The sequence below is a fragment of the Paenibacillus sp. FSL H7-0737 genome (genome assembly GCF_000758545.1).
GTDB lineage: Bacteria > Bacillota > Bacilli > Paenibacillales > Paenibacillaceae > Paenibacillus_AQ.
This window is the reverse complement of the sequence record NZ_CP009279.1, coordinates 118195-140397: the sequence shown is the minus strand read 5'-3', so window position 1 is coordinate 140397 and position 22203 is coordinate 118195. Positions and strand designations below refer to the sequence as shown.

Genomic DNA, 22203 nt, shown 5'->3' with positions numbered 1-22203 from the left:
TTTTAGTGATGAAAATGGAAAGACACCGGCTAAGCGGTGTGCTTTCCTCATCAAACTATTCAACTGGGCAGAGCTACACCCTGCCCTTTACAAATTGCTTGTCCACCTGTGGCGGAAGCTAACAATGATTAGGCTTTGTTGTTGGATCCAAATTCGCGGATTTTACCGATAACGGTTTCTTTGATCGCATCGCGACCTGGTGCGATGAATGTACGTGGATCGTAAGCATCAGGTTTAGCAGCTAGAACTTCACGAACAACTTTTGCGAACACGATTTGGTTCTCAGTGTTTACGTTGATTTTGGAAGTACCCAAGGAGATAGCTTTCTTGATGTCATGTTCAGGAATACCTGTACCACCATGAAGAACCATTGGGATGTTAGTAGCGTCGCGGATTTCTTCCATTTCTTTAAATCCGAGGTTAGGCTCGCCATGGTAAGGTCCATGAACGGAACCTAGTGCAGGAGCCAAAGTGTCGATACCTGTTTCTTTAACAATACGTACGCACTCATCAAGCTTAGCATACATGATGCCGCCGATAACGTCGTCTTCTTGTCCACCAACAGTACCTACTTCTGCTTCTACAGAAACACCTTTAGCGTGAGCATATTCAACGACTTTTTTAGTCATATCAATGTTCTCATCGATTGGGTGGTGGGAACCGTCGATCATTACGGATGTAAATCCAGCATCAATTGCTGCTTTACATTTATCAAAGCTAGATCCATGGTCAAGGTGGATCGCTACAGGAACTGTGATATTCATATCGATAATTAGACCTTCTACCATTTTAACAACAGTAGTGAAGCCGCCCATGTGACGTGCTGCGCCTTCGGATACACCAAGGATTACTGGTGATTTCTCTTGTTCAGCGGCACCAAGAATAGCTTGTGTCCACTCCAAGTTGTTAATGTTGTACTGACCTACTGCGTATTTTCCTTCAAGTGCTTTGTTCAACATGTCTGTCATAGATACTAATGGCATGGTTTCATCCTCCTAAGAATGTTGGTTGGCTATGTTTTTAAACCGACATCACATACAGGCTTATTATAACACATCCTGAGTCAAATACTAAATAGGATAAACAAAAAAATGTCCCGGTGGGACGATTTTTATCCAGCCCGTATAGCATTTGCACTCAAACTGTTTATAATCACCATAACCAAATAGAATCTATACAGAAAATATCACTTTAACTGCATTGATCTACAGACTTATTATGAAGATGCATATTGACCGCTACCCGCATTTCATCGATGTCAAACGGCTTTGTGAAATGCATCAATGCACCTAGCTTGGTTGCTTCCTTAATCATATCCAGCTCTCCATAAGCGGTCATCATTATGACCTTTATGGATGGATTTAGTTCCTTCAGATGCTTCAAAATCTCGAGTCCATCCATTCCCGGTATTTTCATATCGAGCAAAACCAAGTCAGGAGACTCACTGCGAACAATGTCTAAGGCCAATTTTCCGTTAGCTGCTTGAAATGTCGTATATCCTTCGCTATTGAACACTTCCATAAGAAGAATCCGAATCCCATTCTGATCATCGACAATTAACACTTTCTTTTTTTCCATATAATACCCTCCCAGAGATTAAGCCAGATTGACTATACCGCGCTCTCCACAGCTAACGGCCCCTTCAGAAACTAACCCATACGAAACCTATTATTCGTGCTTCACTGCTCAAATCCTGCTAATTGGATAAAATGGGTAAATAAAGAGTCTGAATTACAGTGATGTCATTTACGGAGCTCTTCAAAATGGACAAACAGGCATAAACACCTTCGGCGTCCCTATAAGGACGGTAAGCGTTTAAGCGAAAAATATTAGACATATAGGATAGATGAACAACTTATACTTTCGAATAGTTAAAAAAAAAGAGCCTCCTATGGGAGGCTCTTCAGGTTTGATATAAAACCCGTAGGTTCCAATTATATTTACAAAATTACTGCTGTTCGGAATGAGTCAAAGAAGCTTTGACGAAATCACGGAACAACGGTTGTGGACGGTTTGGACGTGAAGTGAATTCCGGATGGAATTGAACCGACAAGAACCAAGGATGTCCCGGAAGCTCTACGATCTCAACTAAACGGCCATCTGGAGAGGTTCCGGAAATAACCAGACCTGCTTTTTCAATCTCATCACGGTACGTATTGTTGAACTCATACCGGTGACGGTGACGCTCATAAACCAGTTCATCATCGTAGCAAGACATTGCCAGGGAACCCTCAGCAATCTTACAAGGATACAAGCCAAGACGCATAGTACCGCCCATATCTTCAATATCCTTCTGCTCAGGAAGCAGATCGATCAGTGGATATGGTGTGTTCGGATCGATTTCGGAGCTATTCGCACCTTGTAGACCTAGAACAGAACGGCCATATTCGATTACGGAAACTTGCATACCTAAGCAAATTCCGAAGAAAGGTATCAATTTCTCACGGGCATAACGAATCGCAGAGATTTTACCTTCAATTCCCCGATCACCGAAACCACCAGGAACAAGAATACCACCAATACCACGCAGCATTTCATCCACGTTCTCATCCGTAATTTCCTCTGCATTCACCCAGCGAATCTTAACCTCTGCATTAGCAGCAAAGCCTGCGTGTGAAAGTGATTCAACAACGCTCAAATAAGCGTCATGCAGTGCTACGTACTTACCAACAATCGCAATTTCCACTGTTTTTTCAAGCTTCTGAATCCGTTCAAGCATACTTTCCCATTCACGCATATCTGGTGCAGGTGTCGTAAGCTTCAAATGATTAACAACAATCTCGTCCAATCCTTCATCACGAAGATTCAATGGAACTTCATACAACGTTGAAGCATCGCGGCATTCCACAACAGCATTAGCATCAATATCGCAAAAGAGTGCGATCTTCGCTTTCATATCTGCGGAAAGCTCATATTCCGTACGGCACACGATGACATTCGGTTGAATACCGATACTGCGCAGCTCTTTAACACTGTGTTGTGTCGGCTTTGTCTTCACTTCTCCAGCAGCCTTGATATAAGGAATCAAGGTTACGTGGATATACATCACATTTTCCCGTCCGATATCACTCTTGATCTGACGAATGGCTTCCAGGAACGGAAGACTTTCAATATCACCTACGGTTCCACCAATCTCTGTGATTACAACATCAGAGTTGGTCTCGCGGCCTGCACGGAACACGCGTTCTTTGATCTCATTCGTAATGTGTGGGATAACTTGTACAGTTCCGCCCAAATACTCTCCACGACGTTCCTTGCTGATTACGGATGAATAGATCTTACCTGTCGTCACATTGTTGTTCTTTGACAGATTAATATCAATAAACCGTTCATAGTGTCCAAGGTCAAGGTCAGTCTCCGCACCGTCATCGGTTACGAATACTTCACCGTGCTGATAAGGACTCATCGTTCCAGGGTCTACGTTAAGATACGGATCAAATTTCTGAATCGTTACCTTTAGACCTCTGTTTTTGAGCAGCCTGCCCAGCGAAGCGGCGGTAATGCCCTTGCCCAGGGAAGACACAACGCCACCCGTTACAAAAATATACTTTGTCACTGTAAAACCCTCCTAAATAAAGTCCAGACATAAAAGCGGCGCATGGTGTTTATCGTAACCCGTTTTACTATCATCAAAACAGGGGAAATCAAAAGTTTGATTCACCGGGGAAAACATAAAACGTCGTCCCGCAAATTACATAAAACTACAGCTACTTTGCATCTAAAAAAACAAAAAAGTGACACCCGTAGAACCGGGGCACTTTTTATTTTAAGAAACGCGTTTATTAACTTACATGATAAGCCCATGCAATAGTTTACTCTGACGTTCCCCCACTGTCAAGGGAGGAATTATACCATCAGCAAGACTCTTTGAAATTATTTATCTTACTTGTCAGCTTCTGCATCGTCTTCATCTGAGTCATCTTCTGCATCGTCTTCATCTGAGTCATCTTCGTCTATGTCATCTTCATCGATCACGACATCTTCGTCGACTTCTTCTTCGCTGTCGTCGTCGGAATAGAGGTCGTCGCGATCTTCGTCGATAGCGTCGAAATCCTCTTCTTCAGCAGCGTAGTTTTCTTCTTCTTCAGCAAAGTCGTCATCTTCCAAATCATCGTCTTCATCGTTGATGATACGCACGCGTTTGGTGTTACCAACCGGATCATCAGAGCGCTCTAGAGGATACCAGCGTTTCAATCCCCAAAGGTTGGTTCCGACACAGGCAAAACGCCCATCAATGTTAATCTCGGTATATAACTGGGCAATAGTATCTTGGCTTTGTTGATCGGTCATGCCGCGCAACTTGGCTACCTCGACCATCAGATCACGGTAATAATACGGTGTATTGGCTGCCTTAAGCACTAGAAAGGCCAAATCCACCATCGGCATTTCTTTAACTTTCTCAGGGTCTAGCTTTAAATTGAGTGGCGTACTCACTAAAGGACACTTCCTCTCACGCATTGTTCACATTACGGTTTATTTCAATAATATCCATTAACAAAACTAAGTAAAACCTATTTGACAACAAATTGCAAGTCAAAAGCGGTAACAGCTGACAGAAAGAGCCTTCAGGCTGTTATCCATAGCAGAAACCTGTCTCCATCTTGAAGAAGGATAAGCCCATAACATATGTACCCGTGTGAAACTTATAATTCCTTTTAAATAAAAAAAGGCGGAGGAAACCCTCCGCGCATGACTGTATCCACGCCAAGGATCGGCTCCTTACGTGATGTTACAAAGAGAGTGTTAATCTCTTCTGTCTATTTTATGTAAAGCGCCGTCTTTTGACACGATGGGCAGCCCATTTCGTTAAAAAAGGGCAAGTTCCCATTCGGACCCCCTCTTCCACTCATACAATATGGCAGCAGGGCACCGAGGAGGGGACAGCGAAACCTATGGACTATTACAAATTTTGGCACATGCTTCTTGAAGAAATATCGGTTGCCCCCAACAATGGTGAGCGGCGTATTCTTACCTTCAATGATCCCCGCCAGTATGCCGGAGCTTTTACACAATGGAAGGCGCTGAAAGCGAAGCAGCCTGAGCTGCGGCAAGTGCAGGTATCTCCGCTGATTCGGGCCTTTTTTGTGCCTGCTGCCGGAGCTGGAAAACTAATGAACCGATTTGCAGATCTCCTAAATGTCGAAGAGGATCTACAAATACAAATCCATTCTATAGCTAACGAAAAAAGCGGAACCGCTACACTCCCTTGGGGAGTAAAAGCCATTCATGCTCCTCAGGCATGGTCCAAATCAACTGGAGTTCACGTCAAAATCGGCGTAATCGATACAGGAGCTGATTACCGCCATCCCGATCTGAAGCATTCATTAGCCTCTGGGGTCAACCTACTACACCGCGGAATGTTGCCGCTGGATGATAACGGTCACGGAACTCATATCGCCGGGACCTTAGCGGCAGCAGGGGGAAATCGTGGGATGATGGGTGTAGCACCACGGGCACTACTATATCCAGTCAAGGCTTTTGATCATAGTGGATCAGCCTATGTGTCTGATATTGTGCTGGGTATTGATTGGTGCGTGCAGAACAGAATAGATATCATCAATATGAGCTTCGGAATGAAAACTAGAAGCAAAGCGCTTCACAATGTGGTTATTAAAGCGTACCGAGCCGGAATCGCTATCATCGCCTCCTCCGGCAATGACGGCAAACGTGGCGGGGACTATCCCGCACGTTATCCTGAGACGATTGCCGTGGGCGCCATCGATAAAAGACATCGTGTTGCCGGCTTCAGCAACCGCGGTTCTTATATCGATGTCTATGGTCCCGGCGAAGGCGTGACCTCCTGTTGGCTGAAGGAGGGCTACAAAGAGATGAGCGGCACCTCCATGGCGACCTCTCATGTCACGGGAGCCGCTGCACTGCTGCTCTCGGTGCGACCGGGGCTCTCGCCAAGGGAGCTGAAGCTGCTCTTGCGCCGCACCGCGTCCCCGGTGCGGCTGCGCAAGGGGCAGCGACGCGCATCCCTTGGCGGCGGCGCTGCCGATGCCCTACGCCTGCTGAAAGCAGGAGTGAGGGCCAAGCGGGCGGTATCCGCGAACGTATAGACCCTGCCCGGGCACCGGGTGGGTCACTCTGACGTGAGCGCAGCTTGTGCCGGTGCGAAGAACGGCACAAAATAGAATCCGCCTCCCAGGGAACCGGAAGGCGGATTTTTTGTCGTTTGATGCCCCAATTACATACGGTCTGGTGCGGAAACACCAACAAGACGCAGGACATTAGCAATGGTGGTACGCGCAGCACCAAGCAGTGCAAGTCGTGCCACGGTTTGAGCGGCATCCTCAGTGATTACACGTTCAGCTTTGTAATAACTGTGGAACATCGCAGCCAGCTCATATACATAACGGATGAGGCGATGTGGAGCATAACCTTCAGCCGCAACAGCAATTTCTGCTGGGAGCTCACCAATTTTGCGCAGCAGGTCATATTCATGCACTGCTGTCAGCTTGGAGAAGTCAATCTCAGCGTAATCAGGAATGGAGATCCCTTGCTCCTCTGCCTGACGGAAGATGCTGCAGATACGCGCATGCGCATATTGAACGTAGAATACAGGGTTCTCATTAGAAGTAGAGATCGCCAAGTCCATATCGAAATCGAGATGGGAATCCATGCTACGCATGGTGAAGAAATAACGAATCGCATCGATTCCTACTTCTTCCATCAAATCTTCCATCGTAACCGCTTTGCCGGTACGTTTCGACATTTTAACCTTTTCACCATTCTGGAACAGGCTGACCATCTGAGCAATCAGAACCACTAACTTCTCAGGATCATTGCCAAGTGCTGACATCGCCGCTTTCATCCGCGGAATATAGCCATGATGATCCGCACCCCAAATGTTAATCATTTTATCGTAACCACGGCCATACTTATCGCTGTGATAAGCAATGTCCGGTGTAAGGTAGGTGTATGTGCCATCGTTCTTAATCAGAACGCGGTCTTTATCATCGCCATACTTAGTCGTTTGCAGCCAGGTTGCCCCATCCTGCTCATAAACTTCTCCACGATCACGAAGCTCATCTAGCGAGCGTAACACTTCTCCGTTCTCGTACAGGGAAGTCTCACTGAACCAGATATCGAAGTTTACGCGGAATAGTCCCAGATCACGTTTGATTTTATCGAGCTCTTTATTAAGTCCATAAGTCCGGAAAAAAGCTGCGCGGTCACTCGGGCTCATTTCGAGTAGTATATCACCCTTTTCAGCCACAAGCTCTTTAGCAAATCCCTTAATATCCTCGCCATGGTAACCGTCTTCAGGCATTTCTGCTTCTTGGCCCAGCTCCTGCAGGTAACGAGTTTCAATGGATTTGCACAGGTTGACCACCTGGTTACCAGCATCATTAATATAATATTCCCGTGTCACCTGATAGCCTGCATAATCGAGTACGTTGCAAAGCGCATCGCCGACAGCAGCACCACGAGCATGTCCTAAATGAAGGCTACCCGTTGGATTAGCGCTGACGAACTCCATTTCAACCTTCTGACCTTGACCGATGTTAATACGGCCATAATCATCACCCTGCTCAGCAACAAGGCTGATAATTGGGTACAAATAATTCTTGGACAACGTAAAGTTAATAAAGCCTGGTCCGGCAATCTCAGCTTTTTCAATAGAAGCGCTGCTTGTATCCAAATGTTCTATAATTGCCTCAGCAATCTGGCGCGGGTTACGTTTTGCGATTTTGGTCAGCTGCATAGCAGCGTTCGTAGCCAAATCACCGTGTGCCTTATCTCTGGGTACTTCCAGTACGATATCCGGAACCTCTTCCGGTGCAACAATTCCTGCATTTACAATTGCATCGGCAACGGCTTCTTTTACCCGTTCATTCACTAGCTCCAACGGATTCTTTCTCTGTGTCATAATTTCGGTTCCTCCTGTATATGCAAACTAATAGCAAACTTTCCTGACAATTCCTCGTATACGTACAAATCATATTCCCATGCAACCGTTAGGGAGCGCCCTTCGCACACCACGTCCAGCTTGTTCGTTTCTGTAGAAAGATTAAACTGTGTATATGGTGAACGATAGAATCCCGGCAGACGCCGTCCGGATTGAAAGCTCTGTTCCGACTGTATCCCACCGTGGCGGATTAACTTTAGCTGATTGCCTGCAATCTTTATTGTTGTACGAACAGAAATTTCCTCTCCTCGAGGGCCTTGCTCTAACTCTTCATATTGAATATATAGATGCGGTCCTTTGGATACTACCTCTCCATTCGCTTTCATAACATTCCGCTGACCATCTTGAAGGCTCACGAGCGTAATAGAGACGTCATATTTGTTAGACTGTAGTTCGGGCATCACACGTTCCTCCATTCTGCAAGCCTCTGCAATCTGCATAAGAAAAACGCCTGTCGTAAAACTTAAACATTTTTATATTCATTCAAAGGCCTATTCGCTTTCCCATTGTACACTATATCCAGTTCAAAGAAGCATTTCAATCTCAGAATCCATTAGATCTAGCTTAGCTCATAAAATTTTACCATATTGATGGATAAAAGCACACTTGGAACATGTAGTAAAACTGTACACAAGTGCAACCAACTTCATAATCACAAAAAAAAAAACGGTTCCCTTAGGAACCGTTTAGAAAACTAAAAGCTATGCTCGCTACCTTTACTAACCCGCCTGTTACAAGGACAAAATTTTCAACGAAAATCTAAGTTGCCAAGAAGCGCCGCCATCTTTAGTTACATATAACGATGAATAATCGCGTTCGCGAACGGCTAGCCAGCCTTCTTTATTACTAGTGAACGAGATTACTCCTTCATACCCAGCAATCGCCGGAAGATTGGTCCACTGCTTGCCACCGTTATATGTGCGTCCTACCGCTACTTTTTCTGCTGCGTCGGAATAACCCACCAAGAAGGTCGTATTGTTCCCTATCAGCTCCAAATTTCCCGGTCTGCCAGACGCAGGCCCTTTATTTACTACAGCTTTTCCACTACCCGGGGAAGGTCCACCCCCAGCAGTTTCCTGGGCGATCACTCTATTCCAGCTTTTCCCCTTATTCGTACTTGTATATAGGGAGTATGAGGTTTGACTCATCCCTGAGCCGCCAAAGAGAACCACATCAACTTGATCTCCCTTCGCGGTGATTTGGCCATACTCAGGATCAGAAAAGGCTGCCTTCAACGATAAACTCCAAGTTTTCCCACCATCTGTAGTCTTCATTATTCGGTAGCCGGTTCCAGGCACAGTTACAACAGCCCAGCCGGTATTACGATCACTGAAATAAGCACCACGTGTATTGGATGGGGTTGAAATCTTACTCCAGCTAAGTCCCCCGTCCTTGGTGTAATACGTTGATGCCCTGTTATACCCGAAACCAATCTTACTGTCGAAAAAATCGATTCTTTCAAAGCTAACAGCTTTATTCGAAAGTCTTTTCCATTCTGAGCCGCCATTATAGGTACTGATTAAATATCGAGCTTGACCGTCTTCTACAGAAGCAAGGGCAAAACCATGCACGTTATCGGGAAAATCAATCTGTTTAAAGCTCCATTGGCCTTCATAAATTTCTTGAAAATTGCAGCCTCCATCAGAAGTGCCAATCATAAATCCATTGCCTGCTGCCCGTCCGATATCTCCATTCAGAAACTGAACATCAGAAAAGGTAAGCGGTGTGGATACGTCTCCTGAATGCTTGTTTTGCAGAGACTGTAGTAGCCCATGATCTCCAGTGCCGCACGCCGCTGGTGTAGCCGATGCCGCAGCATGTACAGAAGAAGCTGATGCACCCCAGCCTGAAACCATTATTAGCGTCGCCGAAAGGGCGGTTATTGTCGATCTGTGAATCTTTTTCGTCCAGTTCATAATGACACCTCCTATTGTATATATACCCTCGCTTTCAATCTCTACTCTTTTATACCTCCTGAAGCACGCATGATCCACCATTGAATAGTCACAAAATGGAAACAGTTTGTCATCTCCTATTTAAATCTCCTCCGGTGATAGTCCCTTTAACAGATCACCTAGTTATACAATGAATATCCTTCCAGTTCCTTTCCCATAATACAAGGAGAAGGGAGTCTGGTGTCATGTCACGTGAATCAACGAGTCCACCCAAACGAAAAAGCCGCTTCCGCCGTTTATTTCGGCTGCTGGTAGCCATGATTATATTGTTTCTACTGACCACGGGAGCTCTGCTCGGTTACCTATACCAAAAAGATCTCCCTCCCATTGGCGACGATGTGCGCTCCAAGCTACTCGACTCCAGGGGCAATATTCTTGCCACCTTTACCTCAGACGGGCGTAGCCGTGAACCGGTCAAATTAAGTCAAATTTCTCCCCTGCTCATTGAAGCCACACTAGCCGTCGAGGACCGTAAGTTTTACGAGCATTCCGGATTTGACATGAAGGGGATGGCTCGGGCAGTGCTCGTCAATCTGGAAGAGGGAAACCGAACGCAGGGGGCTAGCACGCTAACTCAGCAGCTCGCGAGAAATCTTTATCTATCCCACGAGAAGACGTGGACGCGTAAAGCTAAAGAAGCCTTGTATACGATGCAGCTCGAGATGAAATACAGCAAAGATGAAATCTTGAACATGTATTTAAATAACATTTACTATGGCCATGGTGCCTATGGCATTGAAGCAGCCTCTCAAATGTATTTTGGTAAATCTGCAGCAGACTTAGACTTGGCAGAGAGTACCATGCTAGCTGGGATTCCAAAAGGACCAACCTATTATTCGCCGTACAATCATTTAGACAACGCTAAAAAACGACAAAAAATCATTTTGACTGTCATGGCTAATTTAGGAGAAATCACACAAGAAGAAGCGGGACAAGCTGTTCAGGAGGACTTGAACTTAAAACCACAAGGCCAGAAGGATACCACTGTGGTTGCACCCTATTTCAGAGATTATATTCGCAATCTGGCCACAGAATCTCTTAACATCAGCAGTGATGAGTTGGAACAAGGGGGACTAAATGTTTACACCACCCTGGACCCTGACATGCAGCATGCCGCAGAACAAGCAGTCGACAAAGAGATGGATCAAAAGAGTGATCTGGAGACCGCCCTTGTTTCCATCGATCCTCGCACTGGCTACATTAAAGCTATGGTCGGCGGAAAAAATTATCGTACCAACCAATACAATCATGCTCTAGCCACCACACGTCAGCCCGGCTCGTCCTTTAAGCCGATCATGTATTTAGCAGCACTCTCTTCTAAAGAGATGACTGGTCTTTCCGTTTTCAAAAGCCAGCCAACGATGTTCCATTATGATAACAATCGCAAAACCTACCAGCCTCGGAACTTCGGGGATAAGTATCTGGGCGAAATCAATATGCGACAAGCCATTGCAGCATCCGACAATATCTATGCTGTGAATACGATCATGAAGATCGGCGCAGATAAGGTGAGCGAGATGGCAGGCAAGATGGGCATTGATAGTCCGCTTCAAAGCGTGCCGTCACTGGCACTCGGTACCTCACCGATCAGTCCGCTAGAAATGGCTGCGGCATTCGCTGTTATTGGAAACAGTGGTCAGAAAATGCCAACCACAGCCATTCTAAAAATAACGGATTCCAATGGTATGGTGCTGTATGAAGCACCACAGCCAAAGGGTGAAGCCATTGTAGAGCCTTCTGCCGCCTATGTGTTGACCCGTTTAATGGAGGGAGTATTTGAGACTGGGGGGACAGGAAACCGTGTAGCTTCTATAATCAAACGTCCGGTAGCCGGCAAGACTGGAACTACGGATACAGACGGCTGGATGGTAGGCTTCACCCCCGAGCTGTCCACTGCAGTTTGGGTTGGATATGACAAGGGGCGCGACATCACAACTACCGATGGCCGACGGGCAGCTCCAATTTTCGCGGAGTTTACTGAAAAAGCGTTGGAAAATATCCCGCCTAAGATTTTTCCCATTCCAGATGGCGTAGTCAGTGTATACATCAATCCGCAATCCGGTAAGCTAGCTACAGCAGCCTGTCCCGAAAAAGAACTGGAGACTTTCATTAGTGGAACTGAGCCCACCGAATACTGTGATCAACATGGCAAAGTTCCCGCTGTCGATGATGTACAAAGCAAAGTAGATCCTGCTGAAGAAAGTCGTTCCCTGTGGAACAATATTAAACGCTGGTGGTTGAATTAACCTCTTCATTAATTGAAGAGGTTTTTCTTTTTTATTACTTATTTATTGTAGAATCCATAAGATGGTCAAACTCGATTTTCACTTCTCCCACAAAGGATGTAACCGCTTCATTAATTATATTCACCCCATTCTCTTAACTCACAATTACTGCTATAATAGTTAGTAGCAACCAAAATATAAAGATGTAAATGAGGGACATGGGATGAAGGATACAGGCATGATCCGGAGTTTAGACAGTCTTGGGAGAATTGTGGTTCCCGCAGAAATCCGTATGACTCGTAATATCGACATTGGTGATCCTATCGAATTTTTTATATTAAACGATAACACCATCATACTCAGGAAGTACACCTCGACAGAATGTACGTTTTGCAGAAGCCACGACCATGTCACCTACTATAAAGAGCAATTTATTTGCAGTAGCTGTCTAAAAGAAATTGCCGACCCTGAACGCATGTCTCAAGTGCCTGAGGCGCGCCAAGATTTTGCAGGCGAAGTGTCAGAACACAGCAGCACGATCCGGAAGACGAAGACAGAGGATATGTGCCAACGCCTGGAGCAGGCCATAGAAGAACATCCATATGCCAATCAGAAAGAGCTTGCTGAAATTCTTGGGATCAGTCAAGCCAGAGTAAGTCAACTCAAACGCAAACTTAGTACGGCAGGCAAATCGTAAACTAATTCATTGTGTTCAATTCAAAAAGGCTTCGACTCTCCTATTTCAGGATGTCGAAGCCTTTTTTCTGTATCAGGTAACCTTGACCGGGTAATTCGTTCCTACTCGGTCAGTGCAGCCTTAAGCTCATCGGAGGACGCAGTCCACCATGCCTCATTATGAGAGATCAAGAGGGATTTGAGGGCAGCTTTTTCAACTGCGCCAAGCCCTCCCACATCGATTTTACGTTTTAGAGCAGCATCCAACTTATTGACATGCTCGGCGAGAATTTTCCAACCGCGACGCGCTTCCGTATCGATCCACATTTCGCAGGCCGTTATTCCACCATAGAATTGACTATCCTGTGTACGGTCCACTGCTACCCATACTACCCAAACCTGTCTACCATTAGGTACATCTTCACGGTTCATGGAGAATTTAATCCCCTTTTCAACCTTACTCTTGGCATGCATGGCACCAATATCAATGACTGCTTCACCGCCATCAATAATGACAGGCGATACGTTATTGAGCTCTATAGAGCCCGCTCCAAAGCCTTTATGTTTACTTTTGGCATTCACAATATTTAAGGCAATCTGTTTCTTACCCTCCGGTTGTATGTTGTCCACGAGTGCACACCCTTCCTCTTACGAATAATTTAATTTTAGCTAATAATGCGGCGATTGCAAACATATACATCCCGTAGATGCTTGTCACGGGAGGAATCACACTATGAAGTCACTGTCATTAAGGTACATCATCATCTTTGCGACCCTGGCCACCCTCGTGCTTTTAGGAGGCATATGGGTCTATTCGGGGGATAACTCCACATCTTCTGTTACTAGCTTTGTTTCAAAAGAGGCCAAGTCCTCAAGCGGCACAGCTCCTGCAGCTGCACCACAACAGACACTGCCTGAAAGCGCCCCCGTTCCAGCAGAAGAGGCATTAAGTCAACGAGTTGTCGAGTATCACATCGATGTTCAGCTTGTTCCTGATACAGAAACCTTAATCGCTTCTGAGACGGTAACCTGGACACACCCCGGTGTAAAACCGGTAAGTGATCTATATTTTCATATGTATCCAAATGCTTTTGCTTCACCAGATACTACCTTTATGAAGGAGTCCGGGGGAACGCTCAGAGGTGACACCATGCCAGAGAACGGCTTCGGAAGTATGACTTTAACCGATTTGCGCACAACAGAAGGAACATCACTAATGCAAAGAGTGCAATTTGTACAACCCGATGATGGTAACGTCAACGATAAGACACTCCTAAAGGTACATCTCCCACAGCCGGTTAATGGTGGAGAAAGTGTCACGCTTAAACTCCAGTACGAGGTCCAGCTCCCCAAAATATTTGCCCGTATGGGCGCATCAGGCAATTTCGTGATGGCTGGGCAATGGTTCCCTAAACTTAGTGTATACGAGCCTATGGGCACACGAGGGGTTAAGGAGGAAGGCTGGGATTTGCATCAGTATCACGGCACCTCTGAGTTTTACAGCGATTTTGGCATCTTTAATGTAACGATTGCGGTTCCTTCCGACTACACGGTAGCTGCGACCGGATTTCCTGTGAAGAATGCCAAGCTAAAGCAAGATCAAAAAATATATCAGTTCTACGCTGACGATGTCCATGACTTTGCGTGGGCGGCATCCCCTGATTTTACAGTAGCCGAAGAAGCCTTCTCTACGCCAGAAGTGCCTGGTGTACGGATTAAGGTGTATCTCGATCCATTACACAAAGACTTAAAGGAACGATACCTTCAGGCCGCTAAGGCAGCTCTGACCTACTTCAGCAAATGGTATGGTCCTTATCCCTACTCGACTCTGTCTATTATCGTTCCGCCTAAGGAGGGGAATGGGGCTGGAGGAATGGAGTATCCAACACTCATTACAGCATTTGGAGCCACAGACTCTTCTCCTGACACCTCACTTGAAAGAACCGTCGTTCATGAAATTGGCCATCAATACTTTTACGGCATGGTAGCCAGCAATGAATTCGAAGAGGCTTGGCTAGATGAAAGCTTCACTTCTTATGCTGAAGACAGACTCATGGAGCAAGAATATGGCATCAAAACGAATCTCCCTCTTCAGTCCAGCTTGGTGACCAAATCAGAGCCGCTAAATTTAGAAACATGGAAATATGCCGGGGCAGAATCCTATAGCCGGAATGTGTATATTCGCGGAAAGCTAGTACTTAAGGATATTGAGCGCCAAGTAGGCACTAAGGCAATGAACAGCATCATGTCCACTTACACACGTAAATTCCGTTTCCAGCACCCCACTACGTCTGATTTTCAAAAAGTCGTTGAGAAGGTAACCAAAAAATCATGGCAGCCTTATTTCGAAGATTATATTTATGGTGGTGGTGCTCCTGATTTCTCAGTAGATACGATTACGATTAAAAAGAATGGCAACAGCGATGCTCAGAGCTATGAATCCATAGTAAAGATTACAAACAAAGGGAGCCATTACGTTGACGTTCCCATTAAATTCACATTCGCCGATGGCTCTGCTACAGAGCGGGTCTGGAGCGGTGAAGGAGCAGAGACTACCTTCCAATTGTTAAGCGATAAGTTTCTTCTCTCTGCTGAGGTTGATCCTGAGCATACCATTCTGTTAGAAAACAAGCATCTTAATAACTTCAGACTGGCGGAAATAGAGCCCAAAACGCTCTCCCGCTGGACATTAAGTGTAACTAAACTAGTTGAAACCGTGCTCGGAACTCTTGTCTGGTGAGGTGAATGATTGTGAGAACATCGATAACCCGCGGCTGGCAAAGCATGAAGGAGCAATTTTATATTCTGATTCTGCTCTTCATCTACCGACTGCTCTGGGGCTACTTTATGTACGGCTTCATCCGGTCTGCTATCGTTCCAATTCTACTGCGTTATCCAGATAAAGACGCTGGAGGCAGCGGAATGGGCAGACTACTCTATTATGTCGAAGGGCAGTTCAACTTGAACACAGATCCTGCGATACGTACTTGGTTATGGATGTTCCTAGGGCTTGTTGTCTTACGACTGCTACTCTCCCCCTTCATAAGGGCAGGATTACTGCATGAACTCCATCAGGAGCGAAAAGGAGAGCGTGGCCTGTTCTTTTTTCCAGGTATGAAGCTTTATGGATTTCCAGTGTTTATCTTCAGTCTAATCGAATGGGCGCTGGCTCTACTTCCGTTATACTGGCTTGCTCCAAAAATGTACGGGCTATTCTTGTCCTCCTTTCTGAACTACTCTTTGTTACTTCATCTAGTTCCATACGTATTGGCATGGCTTATATACATCTTTATCGTGCGCCTGTTCCTTCTATATATGCAGTTTGGGTATACCAGCGGCACGGGGATGTTCTCCTCCTTATTCATTTGCTTGAAGTCGCTGATTCCGGCAATAGGAATTTCAATCATACTTGGTGCAGCAGGCCTGATCCTTTTGCTAGTGTGCGGAATAACGGGCATCTTCTGTCCTGGCCTACCAGCACTTCTTATTCGTCAACTTTCATCACTGCCCTCAACACTCTTCAAAATGTGGGGAATTTCAGCTCAATATCATCTATGGCACAGTAAAGCATTTCCACAATAATTTGAAGCATTACAGAACATAATATAAGAGTCCCGGTTCCTGAATCAGGAGCTGGGACTCTTTCGCGTTATAGACAAATTATGAGGATTTGCAAAATCGTAAAGACTTTGTTACAATAAGTCCTGTTCCATTGGTAACAAGTTTGTAATCATTTGAAACGATTTCTACATAACTTCATGTATTTGTCGTAGTCATGTCGATAAGTCACTATCTGGTGCATAAAACGCCGAATTCCTTGCACCGGGAAGTGGGGGAACCATATTTTGGGTGAATTGATCTCGCTTTGCAGTGATCATAGGGGAACCTTCTACCGAATCCTTAAGCTAACCTCACAGGCATTGGAAGGGGTACAATTTTTTTGAAGAATTTAAGAAAAGCATGCGTCGCTGCGGCGCTAGGACTTGTGATGGCGTTCTCTATTGGTGGAGGAAGTGCCTTTGCAGATTCTAAGATGGACAGTGTTATTTCAAAGACAATTGGAGTTGCCTATAAAACCGGAGGCACTAGCACTGCCGGGTTTGACTGTTCTGGATTTACTACGTATGTATTCAAGAAGGTGGGTCTTTCTTTGCCCCGTACTTCAAAAGCTCAATATAATGTCGGAACTCCTGTAGCTAAAAGTAAATTACGTTCAGGTGACCTAGTTTTCTTTAACACATTGGGCAACGGCGTATCCCATGTCGGCATTTATGTTGGAAACGGAAAATTCGCACAATCATCATCTTCATATGGCGTGACCATCACTTCACTTAGCCAATCCTACTGGGCCAATCGCTACGTTGGTGCTAAAAGAGTAATGAGTACTTCCTCATATCAAGCTATAGCCTACGATTAATACTTCCCCACAACTATAACCTCACAATTACATTATATAGACCTGGGTTTGATTATTGACTTAATCGAATCCAGGTTTTCTTTTGCCTTATTATATTCTTTACACCTCTTGAACGGACTTTAAACACTTTTATTTGATAAAAATTTCAATAAATATAAAAATTAGTTTAATATTATCGCTTACATATGCATTTTGTCTTTAAAAAAACGAATTTTTCTGCATGATTATGTTAAAAACGATTGCCAAGCGGCACTCTGTTTGTTACAATAACTGCAGTAAGATTTTAGTAACATTTTTGTAATCATTAAGTTGTTATTTACAAAGGTTTTGTCATGTATTGATTACAAGCTATTCCTAATCAACAGTATCAGCCGAGTTTCCTAACTATTAGGAAAACGGGGGAACCAACTTTGGGTGAATTGACCTCCATTTTTAGAGGGGTCATAGGGGACCTTCAACCGAACCCTTAAGCTAACCTCGTAGGCATCCGGAAGGGGTATAAACTTTTGAAGAAGAAGCTAGCAGCAGCAGTACTTAGCTTTTCCATTATTTTCACCATCGGAGCAGGAAGCGCTTTCGCGGATTCCAAAATGGATAAAGTGATCGACAAGACCATCGGAACTAAGTACGTATCCGGCGGCATCTCCACAAATGGATTTGATTGCTCCGGATTTACAATGTATGTATTTGATAAAATTGGTATAAACCTACCACACCAATCAGGTTCCCAGTATCAAATGGGTACTGCTATCTCCCAAGATGATTTAAGATCTGGAGATCTTGTATTCTTCAATACAAGTGGTAAGGGTGTCTCCCATGTCGGTATTTATGTCGGTGAAGGCAAGTTTGCACACGCATCTTCCTCACGCGGTGTAACGATTAGCTCCCTGAGTGATAGCTACTACGTGAAACGCTACATCGGTGCTAAACGAATTATGAGCACAGATGCTTATCATTCTGTTGCTTCTGAGACAGAAGATAATGATGATGTTCAATAAGTAAATCGTACATAGGCTCTTTTCCAAGATGTTGATTCTTGGGGAGGAGCTTGTTTTTTGTCTTATTTAGTATTTACCCCTCTCAGAATTTGTAAAACAATAATCCTCATAAATTTCTGAGTCGACCATGCCTTTTTTTGTATATAATTAGTTACAAGCATAAACGCCTTCGATGTCCTTATAAGGACCATAAGTATTTTAAGCTAGAAATATAAGACATTTAAAGCTCGCCCGTGAAAGGAGGTCCTTTGACCTTATGATAAATCCTTCTGTTACTTTTCATGTAGCGCCTATGGAGACCAGTCACGCGGAAGAGATTTGCAACTGGGATTACACTGCCCCTTATAATATTTACGGCTGGATGCCGTGGGAGCAAATGCAGGCTCTTGGAATCGAGTTCGGTGACCCTCAGCTACGGAATGAGCAATATATCTCCATACTAAATGGGCAAGGGATTTTGTGTGGATTCGCGCAGTTGTTTCCAATGGAAGGTGTTGTTCGCTTGGGGATTGGTATGCGCCCTGATCTATGCGGTCAAGGTCTAGGAAAAATATTCATGGATGCAATTGTGCAAGCAGCCTTGTTTCGTTATCCTGAGCGTGAGATTGATCTAGAGGTATTGACCTGGAACCAGCGGGCGATCCGAACTTACCAAAAGTGTGGATTTACGATTACCGATACGTATGAACGCCTAACCCCCACAGGAAACAAACCTTTTTATTGCATGGTCTATGATAAATAATATTAAATTCCATATTTTTCAATGATTTGATGGCATTATCGTTCATTTTTTTGTCACAAACCCTATGATAACGCTTCACCTTGAGCTATAATGTAGGGAGCAGCTTACATAGAAGGGACGAACTGGGATGCAGAAATGGATCATGAGCGGTTTGTTTTTTGCCGCCTGTGCCTTTGCGGTAGTACTTATGTTTACACTTCCAGGTAAAGAAGAGGTAGCTGAACAGAATAAGCCGACGATGCCGGAAGTCCAATTGGATGCGGCAAAGGCCGAAGCAACCGTGAAAGCCAGCTGTATCACCTGTCACGGCGATCAGCTTCAAGGTGGAGTTGGACCCAGTCTTCAAAATGAAGGCGGTCAGCATGATGCTGAAGAAATCTACAGTATAGTCACTAAAGGACGCGGTCAAATGCCTTCCTTTAAAGAAAAGCTAGCCCCTGAGGAGATTGCAAACGTCGCCCTCTGGCTCTCAGAGAAAAAGTAACAGTAACTACTACCTAAGCAACTAAAAACGCCCGTGCCAGAAGATAGTTCACTATCTGCGCACGGGCGTTTATTTATGAGTTTGGGTGACACTAACGATTTTTCTCAAAGGCTTCATTAAATTCATGTGCCTCTCGAATATCTAGAGCTGTAATACCGTCTTCCTCATTTGATTTCAGTCGTAAAGTCACTGTCTTATAATCAATCGTAATATGTGGATGGTGATCAAAGGCTTCTGAAATGGTGGCTACTTCATCAACGAAAGCAATACCCTTCATATATTGGCTGAACATATATTTTCGCACCATGGTATTCTCTTCCAGCTTCCAACCTTCCAGCTTGCTGATCTGCTCACGCAGTTCTTCTTCCGTAAATAACAATTCGTTTCCTCCCTTACTAAAAATTGCAGTAAAATCCGCAGGTCCCTTTACTCGTCATATTCGTTAAACAAAACATCCCTTAGCTTCTGAGGTCCAAGGGATGTGCCAGGATAAAGGCAATATTTTCGATTAAATGTATTCAAGAATCCCAGCGATTATAACTCGGCTACACCAATTTTAACACGGGCTACTAACTACGGGCAAATTACGCCCCGCCGCCCCCTCTTCTTAAATCAAAACAACAGAGGCTAAATCCTCTTCTCCGACTAAAATATTAATGCGGTGCGTGTCCTTATCGTAGATGATAACGCCGCTCCCCACCTCAATCATAGGTTCATTACCCAGCGCGAAGAAAAGATCCTCAGCCAGTGCCTCCCATACCTCCATCTTGGATTCCTGCGGCAATTCTTGCCACTCTTCTGGATCCATTTCAAAAAATAAGTACCCATCGGAAATTCTTCCGACAGCCTCAGTCAAATCCGTTAGGATTTCACCGTAATCTCTACCATGCTTTACGCCCACATGTATCACTCCGTTTTCTCCACAGATGAATAATTACTTACCTTATCCATTATAGCCGAAAAAATGACTTCACAAAAAACGGAATGATGTCGATAAATAAGAATATACGTTATTCGGTTTCGAACAGAGTGCCTTGCCGCTGTTTCAAGGATGATATACGCGGCTTTGTCGGAACACATCTTATAATCTCATGGACGAGGTGCATAATGGAAATTTCAACAATACTTGGTTTAATTTTTGGTCTAGTTGCAGTTATTTGGGGTATGATCCTCAAGCACGCTCCTCTTCACGCTTTAGCCACACCTGCTGCTTACGTTATTATCTTAGTGGGTACGGCAGCTTCCATCTTTATGGCCTTTCCGTTCTCGGAGGTCAAGAAGATTCCAAGTCTGTTTAAAATGATTTTTGTCAAAAAGAAATTAATCAGTAAACCCGAATTAATTACTATGTTCATGGAGTGGGCTTCTATTACACGGCGTGAAGGTCTGCTGGCTCTTGAGTCGAAAGTCGATGAAATAGAAGATAACTTCCTCAGAAATGGCATGCGGATGATTATTGATGGAAATGATCAGGATTTTGTCCGCGATGTTCTCATGGAGGACATCCACGCCACAGAGGATAGACATAAAGCAGGCGCACTCATTTTCTCACAAGCAGGTATGTATGCTCCTACACTTGGCGTACTCGGGGCCGTTATCGGACTTATCGCCGCTCTGGCTGATATGAGTGATATGAACAAATTGGCTGCAGCAATCGGGGCTGCCTTCATCGCAACACTACTCGGTATCTTTACAGGTTACGTATTATGGCATCCTATTGCCAATAAGCTGAAACGACTTTCCAAACGTGAAATTGAAGTTCGAATGATGATGGTCGAAGGTCTTTTGTCCATACAATCCGGTGTATCCACTATTGCCATCAATCAGAAGCTTGCTGTCTTCCTGACACCTTCGGAACGAGCTAAGTTAAATGATGAGAAGGAGAGTGGATCGGGTGAGCAAAAAGACTAGACGACACGAAGAGCATGAAGAACACGCCGATGAATCGTGGCTACTGCCTTATTCTGATCTTATGACCCTTCTGGTAGCCTTGTTCATCGTAATGTATTCTATGAGTGCAACGGATGCCAAAAAATTCGAAGAGATGAGTCAAGCCTTCAGTTCCGCTCTTAATGGCGGTACAGGTGTTCTTGAAGAACGGGCGGCAATGCCATCTAAGAGTCAAGAGGATTTAGGAAAAAATGATCAAATGGATAAATCAGTAACCAAGAAAAATGAACAAACAGAAATGGCTAAGCTGCGGCAAAAGGAGCAAGAGGATTTAGAGAAGCTTAAGAAGCAGTTTGATCAATATATCAGTAAGAACGGCCTTACCGATCTACTCAGTACTAAGCTCAATCAATCCCAACTTATGATTACGATAAGTGATAACGCGTTGTTCGCATCCGGACAGGCAGTAGTTAAAGATGATTCTCGGCAATTAGCAAAGTCCATCTCAACCATGCTGCAGCAATTCCCGGATTATGATGTAGTCGTGCAAGGACATACCGATAACATCCCTATCTCTAATAGCGACTATTCTTCCAACTGGGACCTGAGCGCCGATCGCGCCCTTCAGTTCATGAAGATTTTGCTAACAAATACGAACCTGAATCCACGGAAATTTAGTGCGATTGGATACGGGGAATACCACCCCATTTCTGAAAATACTACAGCTGTTGGACGAAGTAAGAACCGCCGGGTTGAAGTATCCATTATTCGTAAATATCAAGAAACCAAAGAGTTCTCAGGTATTGCTCCTTCCGATGAATAATGGTTATCCTATTACAAGCATAAAGAGCTGTCCAAAGGTCTTAGACCGATGGAACAGCTCTTTTTTGATACATTGTATT

Annotated in this window: 21 protein-coding genes and 2 riboswitches; of the genes, 11 read left to right on the top strand and 10 right to left on the bottom strand. The window is 44.7% G+C overall.

All coding sequences use genetic code 11. The features are described from left to right. Positions 1-128: 128 nt before the first annotated feature. The 4 genes from fba to rpoE form a co-directional block, all read right to left on the bottom strand. Positions 129-983, bottom strand: a complete 855-nt coding sequence (gene fba, locus H70737_RS00650) for a class II fructose-1,6-bisphosphate aldolase (RefSeq protein WP_036679934.1) — start codon at positions 981-983, stop codon at positions 129-131. A 208-nt stretch (positions 984-1191) separates the two neighbouring features. Continuing rightward, positions 1192-1578: a response regulator gene (locus tag H70737_RS00645; protein ID WP_042123230.1), complete on the bottom strand. Its 387-nt coding sequence runs from the start codon at positions 1576-1578 to the stop codon at positions 1192-1194. A gap of 370 nt (positions 1579-1948) precedes the next feature. Next, entirely contained in the window at positions 1949-3556 is a 1608-nt protein-coding gene (locus tag H70737_RS00640; RefSeq protein ID WP_042183974.1) for a CTP synthase, read from the bottom strand. A gap of 326 nt (positions 3557-3882) precedes the next feature. Continuing rightward, a complete protein-coding gene (rpoE, locus tag H70737_RS00635) occupies positions 3883-4434 on the bottom strand; it encodes a DNA-directed RNA polymerase subunit delta (RefSeq protein ID WP_042183972.1) in 552 nt (183 codons plus the stop codon). Positions 4435-4892: 458 nt separating this feature from the next. Between rpoE and H70737_RS00630 the strand changes: the two genes are divergently transcribed. After that, positions 4893-6062, top strand: coding sequence for a S8 family peptidase (locus H70737_RS00630; protein WP_042183970.1), 1170 nt, complete (start codon positions 4893-4895; stop codon positions 6060-6062). A 128-nt stretch (positions 6063-6190) separates the two neighbouring features. On the opposite strand, the gene argS is transcribed toward H70737_RS00630, so the two are convergent. The 3 genes from argS to H70737_RS00615 all read right to left on the bottom strand — a co-directional run bounded on the left by argS (position 6191) and on the right by H70737_RS00615 (position 9831). Then, entirely contained in the window at positions 6191-7876 is a 1686-nt protein-coding gene (gene argS, locus H70737_RS00625) for an arginine--tRNA ligase (RefSeq protein ID WP_042183968.1), read from the bottom strand. Beyond that, on the bottom strand, positions 7873-8316 hold the full coding sequence (locus H70737_RS00620; RefSeq protein ID WP_156113197.1) for a YwiB family protein: 444 nt from the start codon (positions 8314-8316) through the stop codon (positions 7873-7875). The genes argS and H70737_RS00620 overlap by 4 nt, the downstream gene beginning before the upstream one ends. 330 nt (positions 8317-8646) lie before the next feature. Next, a complete protein-coding gene (locus H70737_RS00615) occupies positions 8647-9831 on the bottom strand; it encodes a beta propeller repeat protein (RefSeq protein ID WP_042183964.1) in 1185 nt (394 codons plus the stop codon). Positions 9832-10055: 224 nt separating this feature from the next. On the opposite strand from H70737_RS00615, the gene H70737_RS00610 reads away from it, so the two are divergent. After that, complete coding sequence (locus H70737_RS00610; RefSeq protein ID WP_042183962.1) at positions 10056-12116, top strand: transglycosylase domain-containing protein; 2061 nt, start codon at positions 10056-10058, stop codon at positions 12114-12116. Between the two features lie 202 nt (positions 12117-12318). After that, positions 12319-12792, top strand: coding sequence for an AbrB/MazE/SpoVT family DNA-binding domain-containing protein (locus H70737_RS00605; protein WP_042183960.1), 474 nt, complete (start codon positions 12319-12321; stop codon positions 12790-12792). Between the two features lie 101 nt (positions 12793-12893). Here H70737_RS00605 and H70737_RS00600 read toward each other — a convergent pair whose 3' ends face one another. Beyond that, on the bottom strand, positions 12894-13400 hold the full coding sequence (locus H70737_RS00600; protein ID WP_042183958.1) for a YwhD family protein: 507 nt from the start codon (positions 13398-13400) through the stop codon (positions 12894-12896). 103 nt (positions 13401-13503) lie between these two features. Here H70737_RS00600 and H70737_RS00595 point away from each other — a divergent pair, with 103 nt between their 5' ends. From H70737_RS00595 to H70737_RS00570, 6 genes are all read left to right on the top strand, one after another. Beyond that, a complete protein-coding gene (locus H70737_RS00595) occupies positions 13504-15510 on the top strand; it encodes a M1 family metallopeptidase (protein WP_042183956.1) in 2007 nt (668 codons plus the stop codon). 11 nt (positions 15511-15521) lie between these two features. Continuing rightward, complete coding sequence (locus tag H70737_RS30920; protein ID WP_042193082.1) at positions 15522-16352, top strand: hypothetical protein; 831 nt, start codon at positions 15522-15524, stop codon at positions 16350-16352. Between the two features lie 214 nt (positions 16353-16566). Beyond that, a riboswitch (cyclic di-AMP (ydaO/yuaA leader) is annotated at positions 16567-16705 on the top strand. A gap of 53 nt (positions 16706-16758) precedes the next feature. Continuing rightward, entirely contained in the window at positions 16759-17187 is a 429-nt protein-coding gene (locus H70737_RS00585; protein WP_042193080.1) for a C40 family peptidase, read from the top strand. Positions 17188-17546: 359 nt separating this feature from the next. Continuing rightward, a riboswitch (cyclic di-AMP (ydaO/yuaA leader) is annotated at positions 17547-17688 on the top strand. 5 nt (positions 17689-17693) lie between these two features. Then, positions 17694-18185, top strand: a complete 492-nt coding sequence (locus tag H70737_RS00580; RefSeq protein ID WP_042183954.1) for a C40 family peptidase — start codon at positions 17694-17696, stop codon at positions 18183-18185. A 256-nt stretch (positions 18186-18441) separates the two neighbouring features. Next, entirely contained in the window at positions 18442-18927 is a 486-nt protein-coding gene (locus H70737_RS00575) for a GNAT family N-acetyltransferase (protein WP_042183952.1), read from the top strand. Between the two features lie 127 nt (positions 18928-19054). Beyond that, positions 19055-19411 (top strand): c-type cytochrome, encoded by a 357-nt coding sequence (locus tag H70737_RS00570; RefSeq protein ID WP_042183950.1) that lies wholly within the window; start codon positions 19055-19057, stop codon positions 19409-19411. Positions 19412-19502: 91 nt separating this feature from the next. Here H70737_RS00570 and H70737_RS00565 read toward each other — a convergent pair whose 3' ends face one another. Both H70737_RS00565 and H70737_RS00560 read right to left on the bottom strand, forming a co-directional pair. Beyond that, positions 19503-19790 carry a 4a-hydroxytetrahydrobiopterin dehydratase gene (locus H70737_RS00565; protein ID WP_042123209.1) on the bottom strand — a complete coding sequence of 96 codons (288 nt, stop codon included), beginning with the start codon at positions 19788-19790 and terminating at the stop codon, positions 19503-19505. A 228-nt stretch (positions 19791-20018) separates the two neighbouring features. Then, positions 20019-20312 carry a hypothetical protein gene (locus H70737_RS00560; protein WP_042131745.1) on the bottom strand — a complete coding sequence of 98 codons (294 nt, stop codon included), beginning with the start codon at positions 20310-20312 and terminating at the stop codon, positions 20019-20021. A gap of 206 nt (positions 20313-20518) precedes the next feature. On the opposite strand from H70737_RS00560, the gene motA reads away from it, so the two are divergent. After that, entirely contained in the window at positions 20519-21322 is an 804-nt protein-coding gene (gene motA, locus H70737_RS00555) for a flagellar motor stator protein MotA (protein WP_042183948.1), read from the top strand. After that, complete coding sequence (motB, locus tag H70737_RS00550; RefSeq protein WP_042183946.1) at positions 21306-22124, top strand: flagellar motor protein MotB; 819 nt, start codon at positions 21306-21308, stop codon at positions 22122-22124. Before motA ends, motB begins: the two co-directional genes overlap by 17 nt. The last annotated feature ends 79 nt before the right edge of the window (positions 22125-22203 follow it).